We start from the raw sequence: 12,585 nt of genomic DNA, 5'->3' as shown, positions 1-12,585 counted from the left end.
GCCGCGGGGCACAATGGTGGTGTGAGTCCCACCCACCACGATCCGGACCAACCCCAGCTGCCGCTTGATGGGGCATCGACCCGGCCTCCGGCACCGGCAGACACCCGCGCCCCCGCCGATGCCCCTGCCAACACCGGCTCCGTCCAACGCGAGCTTGAGGCGCTGCGCATCGACAACGTGCGGCTGCGCAAGCTCTTGTCCCTGGGCACTGCCGAGGCACGGGCCGCGGCACCCTCCCAGGCCGAGCTCGCGCTGCGCCCCTCGGGCCCGGTGACCGCCAGCTCCCCGGAGGCCGAGAAGATCCGGCTCTACATGGACCTGTTTCGCGCCCGCACCGATGTCTTTGCGCTGCGCTGGGAAAACGCGGCGGAGGGAAAGTCCGGCTGGGTGCCGGCGGTTCCCGGGGGCTGGCGCAAATGGATGGACCGGGACAATACGAACTACACCAGGCTCACCCCGGCCGAGGTCGAGGCCCACCTGCGGGGCACCCAGCACATCGGGCTCTACCCGTTGACGGCGCGGGACAGCTGCTACTTTGTGGCCGCGGACTTCGATGGGGACGCCGCGATGCTCGATGCGCTGGCCTACCTCAAGGCCGCGCGCTACCGCGGCATCCCCGCCGCCCTGGAGGTCTCCCAGTCCGGGCGCGGGGCGCACGTGTGGATTTTCTTCGCGCAGGAGGTCTCTGCCGAGTCCGCGCGCTCCCTGGCCAGCTCGCTGCTGCACGAGGCCATGGGCATCAGGGGTTCGATGTCGCTGCGCAGCTACGATCGGCTTTTCCCCTCCCAGGACCGGCACACCGGCAAGGGCATGGGCAACCTGATCGCCGCACCGCTGTCCGGCAGGCGCCGCAAGCACGGCACCACGCTCTTTCTGGACACTTCGACCCTGGAGCCCTACGAGGACCAATGGGCGTACCTCTCGGGCCTCGGGCGGGTGAGCCCCGGGGAACTGAAATCGCTGCTGCGGTTGCTGCCGGCACCGGTCACCGGGCGCAAGACCCGCCTGGAGGTCCCCGCCTCCTCCAAGATCTCCCCGCGACCCGCCCCGATCGTCAATGCCTCGATCGCTGCACGCATCACCCTGCGCGCCACGGACCTGGGCCCGGCCATGGTCACCGCGCTGAAGCACGCCGCGGCCCTGCCCAACCCCGACTTCTACGAGCGGCAGCGCCAGCGGCGCTCCACCTGGGGCATTCCGCGCTTCCTCACCAGCTACGACGAAACCCTCGAGGGCGACCTTATCCTGCCCCGCGGGCTGCTGCCCCGGCTGGAGGAACTCGTTCAAACCGCCGGCAGCAAGCTCAGGCTCACCGACCACCGGGTCGCAGGGGAAGCGGCCGACTTCGCCTTCACCGCGACGTTGCATCCCGAGCAGCAGCGGGCGTTCAATGCGCTGGCGGCCCGCACCCACGCGGTGCTGGTCGCCGCGCCGGGCAGCGGCAAGACCGTCATGGCCTGTGCGCTGATCGCGGCCAAGTCCGTCTCCACGCTGGTGCTGGTGGACCGCAAGGCGCTGGCGGACCAATGGCGCGGCGAGATTCTCACCTTCCTGGGCGAGAAATCCGGCCAGATCGGCGGCGGGAAGTCCAAGACCACCGGCCGCATCGACGTGGCGCTGCTGCCCACCCTGGCCCGGCGCAAGAACGTTGCCGAGCTGACCGCCGGGTACGGGTTCGTGGTGGTCGATGAATGCCACCACGTGCCTGCGGCCGCCTTCAGCCAGGTCATGAACCAGGTCCCGGCCCGTTCCTGGCTCGGGCTCACCGCCACCCCGTACCGACGCGACGGGTTGGAGGAGCTGATCTTCCACCAGCTGGGCACCTTCACCCACGAGTTCGCCACGGCCCGCCACGGCGAACTGCCGCAAAGCGCCGCCGAGTTCCCCGCTCCTGCCCTGCAGCTGCGCCTCCACGACACGGCGTTCGACTACGCCGGGGACATCGACCCGAGCGAGCCGGGCGGGATCACGCGGATCTACAAGATCCTCATCGAGGACCGGAACCGCCTGGCCCAGGTCGCCGGCGACGTCATCGAGGCGCACGGACAGGGCCGGCAAATCCTGGTGCTCTCGACCTGGAAGCGGCATCTGCAGCTGATCGCCGAGGAGTTGCGCGGCGCCGGGCTCGACCCGATCGAGCTCACGGGATCGCTGAAGACCTCCGAGCGGCGGGCCGCAATGGAGCGGATCAACTCCACCCCCGAGGACGAAGCGCTGCTGGTCCTGGGCACCGGGTCGCTGATCGGCGAGGGCTTCGATTGCCCGCGCCTGGACACGCTCTTCCTGGCCGCACCCGTTTCCTTCAAGGGACGGCTCGTCCAGTACGCCGGCCGGGTCACCCGGCCACACCCGGGCAAGGCCACCGCCGTGGTGCACGACTACGTCGATGTGCTCACCCCGGTGATCGCCCGCGCCTACGACAAGCGCGCCGGCGGGTACCGGGACCTGGGCTTCTCCCCCGCGCCCGGCCCCGACACCCGCGTTCAATAGGTGGATGGCGTGGCCGCCCGTCCCCGTCACCAAGGGTTGGGAGGCCACGCCACCGCTGTTGTTGCGCCGGGCCGGCGACCTAGCGCAACGGGTTGAAGTGCCGCATGATGGCCGGGGTCGATTCCCCGGTGATCGAGGCGGCAAGCATCTTGCCGGTCAGCGGCCCCAGGGCCACTCCCCACATGCCGTGGCCGCCGGCGACATGCACGCGCGAGGATCGGGTGGCCCCGATCAGCGGCAGCCCGTCGGTGGTGCAGGGACGGGATCCGACCCATTCCTCCTGGCGGTCCTCCCAGTTGATGCCGGTGAACAGCGGGGAGGCCGCGGCGACGATGGCCTCGATGCGCTTGGGCTCCAGCGGGTGGTCGGCGTCGCGGAACTCCATGGTCCCGGCCACCCGGAACCTGTCCCCCAGCGGGGTGCAGGCCACACGCTGGGCGGGGAAGTAGATCGGGTGCGTCGGCATGACCTCGGGGACCACGGTGAAGGAGTAGCCGCGCCCGGCCTGGACCACGCGCTTGACGCCGAACTTCCGCGCGAGCTTGCCCAGCCAGGCGCCGGTGGCGATGACCACGGCGTCGGCGCCCTGGGTGCGCCCGTGCGCGTCGACGACCTCAACGCCGTGGGCGTGTTCAATCACGTCGGCGACCTCGAAGTCCGTGACGATCTCCCCGCCGCGGGCAACGACCGAATCGGCCAGCGAGTCCATGAACTTGGGCGGGTTGATGAAGCGCTGGTGGTGGATCGCGACACCCGCCTGGACACCGTCCCCCAGGGTGGGTTCGATGTCACGGATTTCCGCCGCACTCATCAGGTCGAATTCGACCTCGCCGCCGGCGGCGCGGATGCCCTCGAATTCGTGGAGCAGCCCGTCGCGGTCCTTGAGGTTCTTGAATCCGGTCAGGAAGGGCTCGGCCGGGCGGGTGGGTTCCACCACGCCGGTCCCCAGCGTCGCGGTGCCCCCGTCGTTGCCGCGGGTGCCGGACCCGTTGACGGAGCCCGCCTGCCCGATCCTGCTGACGGCGCTTCCCTCCGAGATCTCGTCGAAGGCATCCAGCCCGGTGGCGCCGATCTCGCTGAAGACGGCCATGGCCTCGCGCCACTTGCCCGGGGTGCAATGCCGGGCAAAGCCCAGCAGGAAGCGGATCAGCGAAGGCTTGGCGGAGAGCGGGATGTAGAGCGGGGAGGCCGGGTCGAACATGGTCTTCAGACCGTAGGTGAGCACCGAGGGTTCGCTCAGCGGCAGGGTCAGTGCCGGGGTGAGCCACCCGGCGTTGCCCCAGGAGGAACCCGCGGCCACGCCGTCCCGGTCCAGGATGGTGACCTTGACGCCGCGTTCCTGCAGGTACCAGGCGGTGGACAGGCCGACCATGCCCGCACCGATGACGACCACGTGTTCCGGACTCGTTGTGCTCATTTCACGCTCCACTCTCTTGCTGGCCACTCACCGTCGGCGGACGTCGCTGTCCGCGGGCGGTGCCCGGCCGAATTGCCGATGTTCAATGTCTGGGTTCAATGTCTGGGGGTGGCCGGAAGTGCGCCGGAGGGTGTGCCCACCCCCCGGCGCACTTCCCCCGGCCACGGGGGTCGTGCGGATGGAACTGCGGTTTAGACGTAGTCCTTGTACTTCTCCAGGTGGCGCACCGGGGTGGAGAGCGCGTCGCGGCGGAACGGGTCGCCCAGTTCGCGGGTGCACATGATCTCGATAACGGTGGTCTTGCCGTCGACCATCTGGTTGTTCAGGGCTTCCTTGAGTGCCGACCCGACATTTTCCAGCTTGTCCACGACGATGCCCTCGGCGCCCATGCTGCGGGCCATCTCGGCGAAGGATTCGCCGTTGTCCAGCTCGCCGGCGATGAAGCGGCGGTTGTAGAACTCGACCTGGTTCTTCTTCTCCGCGCCCCACTGGCGATTGCGGAAGACGATCGCGGTGACCGGGAGATCATGGCGGACCGCGGTGAGGACCTCGCCCATGCTCATGGCCCAGGCGCCGTCACCAGCGTAGGCGATGGCCGGGCGGTGCGGGGCCGCGGCCTTGGCACCGATCATGGTCGGCAGTGCGTAGCCGCAGTTGCCGAAGGACATGGGTGCGAAGAAGCTGCGCGGCTTCTCGAAGCGCAGGTAGCTGTGCGCCACGGAGTTGATGTTTCCGATGTCGGTGGAGATCATGACGTCTTCCGGCATGGCCTTTTCCAGTTCGCGCAGCACCTGGCGCGGGTGCAGCCAGTTGCCCTCCTCGCCCTTGGCCTCGGCGATCACGTCGAGCGAGTACTCGTCCTGCTCGTGGGTCCACTCGGAAAGCTCCTGCTCCCAGGCTTCCTTTTCGGCCTTGATGTTCGCTGCGCGTTCGGCCTTGTTCGCATCCGATGCCAGTTCGATGCCCTCGAGGCGCTTGGAGAGCTCAATGGCAACCGCCTTGGCATCTCCGGTGATTCCCACTGCGATCTTCTTCACCAGACCGAGCTTGGTGTGGTCCGCATCGATCTGGATGATCTTGGCCTCGGTGGGCCAGTAGGCCTGGCCGTACTGCGGCAGGGTGCCGAACGGGCCGAGCCGGGTGCCCAGCGCGATCACGACGTCCGCCTGGGAAATCAGCTTCATGCCGGCCTTGGATCCCTGGTAACCCAGCGGGCCGGCCCACAGCGGATGGCTGGCCGGGAAGGAGTCATTGTGCTGGTAGCTGTTGACCACCGGTGCACCGAGCCGCTCGGCCAGGGCCTTGGCTTCCTCGACACCGTCTGCCATGACCACGCCGCCGCCGGAAACGATGACAGGGTTCTTGGCGGTCTTGAGCAACTCGATGGCCTCGTCGAGGGACTTGGTGCCACCTGCACCGCGGTCAACGCGGCGCGGGGCGGGGATCTCGGTGATGGATTCGCCGTAGAAGTAGTCGCGCGGGATGTTCAGCTGCGTCGGACCGTTTTCGCTCATCGCGCGGTCGAAGCAGCGGGCGGTGAATTCGGCCATGCGGTTCGGGTGCGTCACGTGGCCCTGGTACTTGGTGAATTCCTGGAACATCGGGAGCTGGTTGGCCTCCTGGAAGCCGCCCAGGCCGATGGTGTTGGTTCCGGCTTCCGGGGTGATGATGACGACCGGGCTGTGTGCCCAGTAGGCGGCGGCGATGCCGGTGACGCAGTTGGAGATGCCCGGGCCGTTCTGCCCGATGACCACGCCGTGGCGGCCGGAAGCGCGTGCGTAGCCGTCGGCCATGTGGGCGGCGCCCTGTTCGTGCACGACGGGCACCAAGCGGATGCCTGCCGGGGCGAAGATATCCATGGCGTCCATGAAGGCGGAGCCCATGATGCCGAAGATGTCGGTGACGTCGTTGGACACCAGCGTCTCAACGAAGGCTTCCGACGACGTCATCTTCTGCGCGCCCTTGACGACCTCGCGGGATGTGGCCTTTTCAGTCATTACAAGTCTCCTTCGGGGATCAAGACCTCGCAATCGCGAAAAGTCTCAAAAAATGATTCGAACTGCTCCCAAAAACGGGATTGATGACAAAGCTATGCGACTCACGTCACATCAGTCAAGTCCCTATTCCATTTATTCTTCGTCCTGATACGATTTATTGAAACTTCGCTCATCGGCAGATTGGATCGATCATGGAAAATCTCACGGAACCGGATCTCGGGCCCGCGGGCGCTGTCCAGGGGGAAACACCGGCCCTGCGCCTGTTCGCGCTGCTGGAGTTGATCACCACACGCGACCAGCTCTTCACCTTGCAGTCCTTGGTGGACCAAACGGGACTTCCGAAGCCCACTCTGCACCGCATGCTGCAACAACTCGAAGGCGCCAACCTGCTTACCCGGCAGTCCGACGGCAGGCATTACGGCACCGGATCGCGCATGCGCCGCATGGCCGAGGACGTGCTGCTCAATGACACCCGGCACGGCACGCGGCACGCCATCCTGCGGGGCCTGGTCGATGAAATCGGCGAGAGCTGCAACATCACCGCCCTGTCCGGAAACGAGGTCATCTACCTCGACCGCGTAGAAACCAACGAGCCCTTGCGCGTGCACCTGGGCCCAGGATCCCGGGTGCCGGTGCATTGCTCGGCCAGCGGAAAGCTGATCCTTGCCCAGTTCGGCCCCACCCAGCGCGAACGCGTCCTGGCCACGGGACCCCTGCAACGCTTCACGGTCCACACGCTCACCGACAAGGCGGAAATCGAGGCCGAGCTGGCCCGGATCCGGATCGACGGATACGCCGAGGACCGCCAGGAATACCTGGACGGTCTGGTTTGCCTGGCGGTGCTGGTTCCCAACCCGGCCGGGCGCTCGAACCTCTGCATCGCGGTGCAGGCGCCCATGATGCGCAAGAGCTCGGAGGACCTGCTCAAGTTGCTGCCCGCACTTCGCCGAGCGGCCGAGAGCATCTCGCGCATCGAAGACCACGCGGACCTGGGTTCCCCGGAGTCCGAACCCCTCGCGGCGGGATGGTGAGGGAAATGAACCCGGAAGCCACCCCCCTGGCGCAGCAGGAATTGGTCTCCGTCCGCGAGACCTTCGGCATCGACAGCGACCTGCGGGTCCCCAAGTTCACCGAAACCTCGGACCACGTCCCGGCCCTCGACCCCGCCTACAGGTTCAACCCGGATGTCACCTTGGCCGTCCTCGCCGGATTCACCCACAACAGCCGGGTCATGATCCAGGGATTGCACGGCACGGGAAAATCCACGCACATCGAGCAGGTTGCGGCGCGGTTGAATTGGCCCCTCATGAGGGTGAACCTCGATGGGCACATCAGCCGGCTCGACCTGGTCGGCAAGGACACCGTGGTGATCCAGGACGGCCAGCCGGCCACCAAGTTCCAGGAAGGCGTGGTTCCCTGGGCCATGGTCCAGCCCATGGCCCTGGTCTTCGACGAATACGATGCGGGGCGGCCCGATGTCATGTTCGTGATCCAGCGGCTGCTGGAACGCGACGGCGGATTCACGCTACCCGACCAGAACCGCGTGATCCGCCCCCACCCGCACTTTCGGCTCTTTGCCACGGCGAACACCGTTGGACTCGGAAACCTCAACGGCCTCTACCACGGGGTGCAGCGGCTGAACCACGCCCAGCTGGACCGGTGGAACATCGTTGCCGCCCTCGACTACCTTCCGGTGGACGAAGAGGTCCGGATCGTTGCCTCCCGTGTTCCCGAGCTAGCCCGAACCCCTGCCGGACTGGAGCTGGTTCGGTCCATGGTGGACGTTGCGCACCTCACCCGCGACGGCTTCGCCGCCGGGGACATCTCCACCTTGATGTCACCACGCACGGTGATCACCTGGGCCCAGAACGTTTCCATCTTCCGCGATCCGGCACTGGCCTTCAGGCTCTCCTTCGTCAACAAATGCGACGAGGCCGAGCGCTTCATCGTGTCCGAGTACTACCAGCGTGCCATGGCCACCGAACTCGACGAGTCCTACGCACTCGTTCCCGTCGGGGCCTAGGGCAGCCCGGCGCGCCATGAGTGCAGCCCAGGCCCCCGAGCGCCGCGCCCAGGAAATCAGGGAACTGTGCGCCGCGTCCCTGCGCGCTCTCGGCGCCGATCCGCGGCTCGAACTGCTCGGTACCCGCCCCTACCGCGGCACCGACGTGCTCCCGTTCAATGCCCCGCACCTCTATCCGCCGGCGGCAGGGGCCGGCTTCGAGTCGTTTCGCGGTGCCGCCGATGGGATGGCCCTGCGCGTGCTGCATTCCGACACCGCCGCGCACCTGGCCCTGCTCCCGCGTTCCCCCAGCGCCAGGCTGGTCTTTGAGGTGCTTGAGCAATTCCGTTGCGAATCCCTGGCGACCCTGCCCGGGGTCATCGAGAATCTCCGGGCCCGGCACGTCGCATGGTCCAAGGAATACATCGCCTCGGGGCTGACCGAAACGTCCCTGGGCATGCTGCTCTACACTATCTTCCAGGTGACCCGCTCGCGGATCAACTCGGAGCCGGTGGTCCATGAATCCGAGGACATGATCGAGGCGACCCGAGCGAACCTGTCCTCGACGCTCGGCCCGTTGCTCCCGGGCCTACGCCGGCACAAGCACAACCAGACCGAGTTCGCCCAGCATGCGCTGCTGGTCGCCGAACTCGTCGCGGAGGCCGTCAGCGCCCTGGAATCCCGGGCACCAGCCCGCAAGGGTGCCAAGGACAAACAAGCCAAGGCACCGGAGTTTTCCCTGCTGGTGGATGTCGAACACGATGCAGCCGCCATCGGGACATCCGGCAGCGCAACCAGCGGCGCCCTTGATTCCTCGCCCGAGGGATACACCGTGTTTACCCGCGCCTACGACAAGATCTCCCCGGCCACCACGCTGGTGCGCGAGGACCTGCTTCGCAGCTACCGCGAGCGCATCGCCGCCCGGGTGCACACCGAGGCGGTGAACGTGCAGCTACTGGCCAAGTCCCTGCAGTCGCTGCTCTGCGTTCCCGAGCGCTCGGACTACGATTCGGGCATGGAGGAGGGCCTGCTCGACGGAACCCGGCTGGGCCAATTGGTGGCCTCGCCCACCGAACGCCGGCTGTTCAAGACCGAGCGCTTCGAACCTTCCGCGGCCGCGACCCTCACATTCCTGGTGGACTGTTCCGGCTCCATGAAGGAGCATGCGGAAGGACTCGCGGCATTCCTTGACGTGCTGGCTCGGGCACTGGAACGCATCCAGGTGCCCTGCGAGGTGCTGGGCTACACCACCGGCACTTGGAACGGCGGCCGGGCGCTGAAGGACTGGCGCCGCGCAGGCACCCCGCCGAATCCGGGGCGGCTGAACGAACTGAGCCACGTGATTTTCAAGGATGCGGCGACCTCGTGGCGCACCGGGCGCGTGGGGCTTGCAGCGATGCTCAAGTCGACGCTCTACCGCGAGGGAATCGACGGGGAGGCCGTTCGCTGGGCCTTGGGCCGGCTCGGGCAGCGGGACGAGGAACGCAAGATCCTGGTGGTGCTCTCCGACGGCAGCCCCGCGGACGGCGCCACGGCAAACGCCAACGACGAGAACTACCTGCAGCACGACCTCGCCAATGTGCTGCGCGAGGCCGAGGCGGCCGGCGGCACCACGATTCTGGGGCTTGGCCTGGGACTGGACATGAGTCCGCATTTCAGGCGCAACGCCATCCTGGAAGCGGGCCGGCTGGGCGGTTCGGAAACCGTGCGCGACCTGTTGGGCCTGTTGGAGCGCTCGTTGCGTTCAGTGCGTTGAACGGGAGGCGTACCACTCCGAGCAAAGAGATAGCGCGAAAAAGGGAACGGAGCGTGGCCGAAAGATTCTTTCGGCCACGCTCCGTTCCCCTCACGACTTGTGGCGGTCACTGTCTCCCGCCGTAGTACTACATCTGCAGCAGGAGCACCCCCGCGTAGCCAAGTCCGGCAATCAATGCCCAGGAACACATGGCCATCAGGATCGAGGCCCCCTTCGAGGCAAAAAGCTGGCGGATCCGCACGGCCGAACCCAGTCCGAAGAGCGCGGCGGCCAACACCACGTCCTGCACGATCGTCACGGCCTCCAGGACCTCGGTGGGTACGTTGAAGATCGAGCGCACCGCCACCAGCACCACGAATCCAATGATGAATCCCGGAACAATCGGCGGAAGCTTCAGGCCTTTTTCACCGTCACCAGCCCGGCCGTTGCGCCGGCTGATGATGCCGGCTGCGGCTACCATCGGGGCCAGGGTCAGCACGCGGGTGAGCTTGATGACGATGGCAATGGCCAGCGCGGAGGCCCCGGCGGTCTGCGCGGTGGCAACGACCTGGCCGACGTCGTGGACCGAGGCGCCGACCCACTGGCCGAAGGCCTCCGGGCCCAGCCCCAGCGGACGCATCAGCAGCGGCAGCACGGCAATGGCCAGGGTGCCGCACAGAGTTACCAGCGCCACGGGGATCACGGTGTCCTGGTCCCTTGACCTGCGCACCGCGCTCATCGCACCGATGGCGGAGGCACCGCAGATGGAGAAGCCGGTGGCGATCAACAGCGGCTGGTCTCCCGGCAAGCGGAACGCCTTGCCCAGCAGGTAGGTGCCGCCGAAGGCCAGCAACACGACCAGCACCACCACCCCGAAGGTCGCCCAACCCAGCTCAAGCACATCGACGATGCTCAGTTTCAGGCCCAGCAGCACAATGCCGACCCGCATGAGTTTCTTCCCCGCGAAGCCCAGCCCCCTCTGCCAGGGCCCTTCCACCAACCGGCCCGTCCCCGGGAGGTTCGCGGACAGGATGCCCAGCACCACGGCCGTGGTCATGACCGGGATCGAGGGGACGAGCAGGTGGACCAGGAAGGACAGCGGGACCACCACGGCGCAGACCGCCAGCCCGGCCCAATGCCCGGCGACCCAGGCGCGCGCGCGGGCCCGCCGGGTAGGTCTCACGGGAGCGACGGGCCTCTGCGCGCTGCTCCCGGCCGGAGGCTGCACTGCCGGCTCATGTGTTTGGTGCACCATGAAGGTGGCTCCTTCGAAGAATGACATTGCCGTGGTGCGGCCGCACGCACCCGGGAGTATTCTCCCGTCGGGGGCTGCGGACGCACCACGATCAATGTGGTGGGTACGTTGACAATTCTGCCCGCTAATCAGGCTCCGGGCGTCACGGCCGGGGTGCCGGACTTCAGTTTGGTGCCTTCCGGGCGCGGGGCACCCAGCACCAGGATGTCGACCTGTTCGTCGGTGAGGGTCTTGTTGTGCCTGCGGCGCATCAGGAAGAATACGACGCCCAGCAAGGTCCAGACGACCAGCGCCGTCATGGATTCCTTGCCCAGCACGCCCGGGGAACCCGGGACCAGCAGCAGCCCCATGAAGACGAGGGCCGTCACGGCACCCAGCGCGCTGAGCACCTTCTTGGAGGTGGAGCGGGTGCCCTCGAGGTCTCCGGGGCGCTCGATGGAGTTGGTCGGGCGGAAGATCTTGAACGCGCACAGGCAGGTGTAGAGGTAGGCCACCGTCACGCCCACCGCGGACATGTCCACGACCCAGGTCAATGCCGCGCGGCCGAACCACGGGCTGATCAGGCAGACGGACCCGACGAAGATGACGCCGACGTATGGGGTCTTGTACTTGGGGTGCAAGCGGGCGAACATCTTCGGGACCATCTGCGCCCGGCCCATGCCCAGCAGGATGCGGCTGGCCGAGACGTAGAAGCCGTTCAGGCCGGTGCTCACGCCCATGGTGATGCCGATGGTCAGCAGCAGCAGGCCGGATCCGCCCAGCACTCCGGTCAATGCGTCCGCGGTTCCCCAGGCCGAGTCGCCGGCCACGAGGGCCTCCCACGGGGCGGCCATGGCGACGGCGGCGATCATGGCCGCGTAGAGCAGGGCTGCGGCCAGCAGTGCCAGCACGATCAGCTTCATGGCCTTGGCCGGCGGGAAGTCGAATTCCTCTGCCGCCTGCGGCACGTTGTCGAAACCGATGAAGGCCCAGGGGGCGATGGCAACAATGGCGGCGATCGCCGCGACCGGGTTCACGCCCTCCGGAAAGGCCGGAAGCGCGTTGGAGAAGAGGACCTGCGGGCTGGCGATGACCGCCACCAGGATGCAGGCCACGGCTACGAGCATGATGACGCAGGCGATGAACTGGATGCGGCCGGAGAGGGCGGTGCCGCGGATGTTGAGGTAGGCGAAAACCGCCAGGGCGGTCATGGAGATGAGCACCTCGACGATGTACACGTCGAAACCTGCCACGGTGTATAGGTATCCCTGTTGGACCACGTCCGGCATGAGCTTGCGGAAGAGCAGGGCCAGCGCCGAGGCGTTAAGGGCCACGATGCAGGTGTAGCCAAGGGTCAGGAACCAGCCGCAGAAGAAGGCGTGGGTCCGCCCGAAGCCAACCAGGGCAAAGGCCAGTTCGCCGCCGGAGACGGGAAATGACTTGATCAGGAACCCGTAGCTGACGGCAATGAGCACCATCAGTGCGCCACCGATCAGGAAGCCGGAGACCGCTCCGAGCGGTCCTCCCATGGCCAGCCAGTCGGTGGGGAGGATGAACGCACCCCAACCCACGGCGGAGCCCAGGGCAATGGCCCAGACCCAGTGGGCCTTGAGTGTTTTTTCCATGCGCTCGGGCTGACCGTTGTCCGGACCTGCCGATGCCGATGCCATGGGGGTAACCACCGTCTTGTCTGTTGTGGCTTTCATTTTA

The 12,585-nt window shown here is 67.1% G+C and carries 8 protein-coding genes; 4 read left to right on the top strand and 4 right to left on the bottom strand.

The window, feature by feature from the left end; translation table 11 throughout:
* The first annotated feature begins 21 nt into the window (after positions 1–21).
* The gene (locus OIU93_RS09945) at positions 22–2,490 is read left to right on the top strand and encodes a DEAD/DEAH box helicase (protein WP_264269914.1); all 2,469 of its coding nucleotides are present in this window, start codon (positions 22–24) and stop codon (positions 2,488–2,490) included.
* A 79-nt stretch (positions 2,491–2,569) separates the two neighbouring features.
* On the opposite strand, the gene OIU93_RS09940 is transcribed toward OIU93_RS09945, so the two are convergent.
* Together OIU93_RS09940 and xsc are read right to left on the bottom strand one after the other, a co-directional pair.
* On the bottom strand, positions 2,570–3,907 hold the full coding sequence (locus OIU93_RS09940) for an FAD-binding oxidoreductase (RefSeq protein ID WP_264269913.1): 1,338 nt from the start codon (positions 3,905–3,907) through the stop codon (positions 2,570–2,572).
* A 191-nt stretch (positions 3,908–4,098) separates the two neighbouring features.
* Positions 4,099–5,904 (bottom strand): sulfoacetaldehyde acetyltransferase, encoded by a 1,806-nt coding sequence (xsc, locus tag OIU93_RS09935; protein WP_264269912.1) that lies wholly within the window; start codon positions 5,902–5,904, stop codon positions 4,099–4,101.
* A 191-nt stretch (positions 5,905–6,095) separates the two neighbouring features.
* Between xsc and OIU93_RS09930 the strand changes: the two genes are divergently transcribed.
* From OIU93_RS09930 to OIU93_RS09920, 3 genes are read left to right on the top strand one after another with little or no spacing between them, the layout of a single operon-like run.
* A complete protein-coding gene (locus OIU93_RS09930; RefSeq protein WP_264269911.1) occupies positions 6,096–6,935 on the top strand; it encodes an IclR family transcriptional regulator in 840 nt (279 codons plus the stop codon).
* A gap of 5 nt (positions 6,936–6,940) precedes the next feature.
* Positions 6,941–7,927, top strand: coding sequence for an AAA family ATPase (locus OIU93_RS09925; protein ID WP_264269910.1), 987 nt, complete (start codon positions 6,941–6,943; stop codon positions 7,925–7,927).
* 16 nt (positions 7,928–7,943) lie between these two features.
* Positions 7,944–9,662 (top strand): cobalt chelatase, encoded by a 1,719-nt coding sequence (locus OIU93_RS09920; protein WP_264269909.1) that lies wholly within the window; start codon positions 7,944–7,946, stop codon positions 9,660–9,662.
* Positions 9,663–9,789: 127 nt separating this feature from the next.
* Here OIU93_RS09920 and OIU93_RS09915 read toward each other — a convergent pair whose 3' ends face one another.
* Both OIU93_RS09915 and OIU93_RS09910 read right to left on the bottom strand, forming a co-directional pair.
* Complete coding sequence (locus tag OIU93_RS09915) at positions 9,790–10,896, bottom strand: YeiH family protein (RefSeq protein WP_372342903.1); 1,107 nt, start codon at positions 10,894–10,896, stop codon at positions 9,790–9,792.
* A 128-nt stretch (positions 10,897–11,024) separates the two neighbouring features.
* On the bottom strand, positions 11,025–12,581 hold the full coding sequence (locus OIU93_RS09910) for an APC family permease (protein ID WP_264269907.1): 1,557 nt from the start codon (positions 12,579–12,581) through the stop codon (positions 11,025–11,027).
* Positions 12,582–12,585: the final 4 nt, after the last annotated feature.

Origin of the sequence: Paeniglutamicibacter sp. ZC-3 (genome assembly GCF_025847175.2) — a bacterium.
GTDB classification, from domain to species: domain Bacteria; phylum Actinomycetota; class Actinomycetes; order Actinomycetales; family Micrococcaceae; genus Paeniglutamicibacter; species Paeniglutamicibacter sulfureus.
This window is presented reverse-complemented; position numbering and strand designations above follow the sequence as displayed.

Bases quoted from the DNA above. Each gene is read 5' to 3' on its own strand.
- OIU93_RS09940 (WP_264269913.1), bottom strand. From the start codon at position 3,907: ATGAGCACAACGAGTCCGGAACACGTGGTCGTCATCGGTGCGGGCATG.
- xsc (WP_264269912.1), bottom strand. From the start codon at position 5,904: ATGACTGAAAAGGCCACATCCCGCGAGGTCGTCAAGGGCGCGCAGAAG.
- OIU93_RS09930 (WP_264269911.1), top strand. From the start codon at position 6,096: ATGGAAAATCTCACGGAACCGGATCTCGGGCCCGCGGGCGCTGTCCAG.
- OIU93_RS09925 (WP_264269910.1), top strand. From the start codon at position 6,941: ATGAACCCGGAAGCCACCCCCCTGGCGCAGCAGGAATTGGTCTCCGTC.
- OIU93_RS09920 (WP_264269909.1), top strand. From the start codon at position 7,944: ATGAGTGCAGCCCAGGCCCCCGAGCGCCGCGCCCAGGAAATCAGGGAA.
- OIU93_RS09915 (WP_372342903.1), bottom strand. From the start codon at position 10,896: ATGGTGCACCAAACACATGAGCCGGCAGTGCAGCCTCCGGCCGGGAGC.
- OIU93_RS09910 (WP_264269907.1), bottom strand. From the start codon at position 12,581: ATGAAAGCCACAACAGACAAGACGGTGGTTACCCCCATGGCATCGGCA.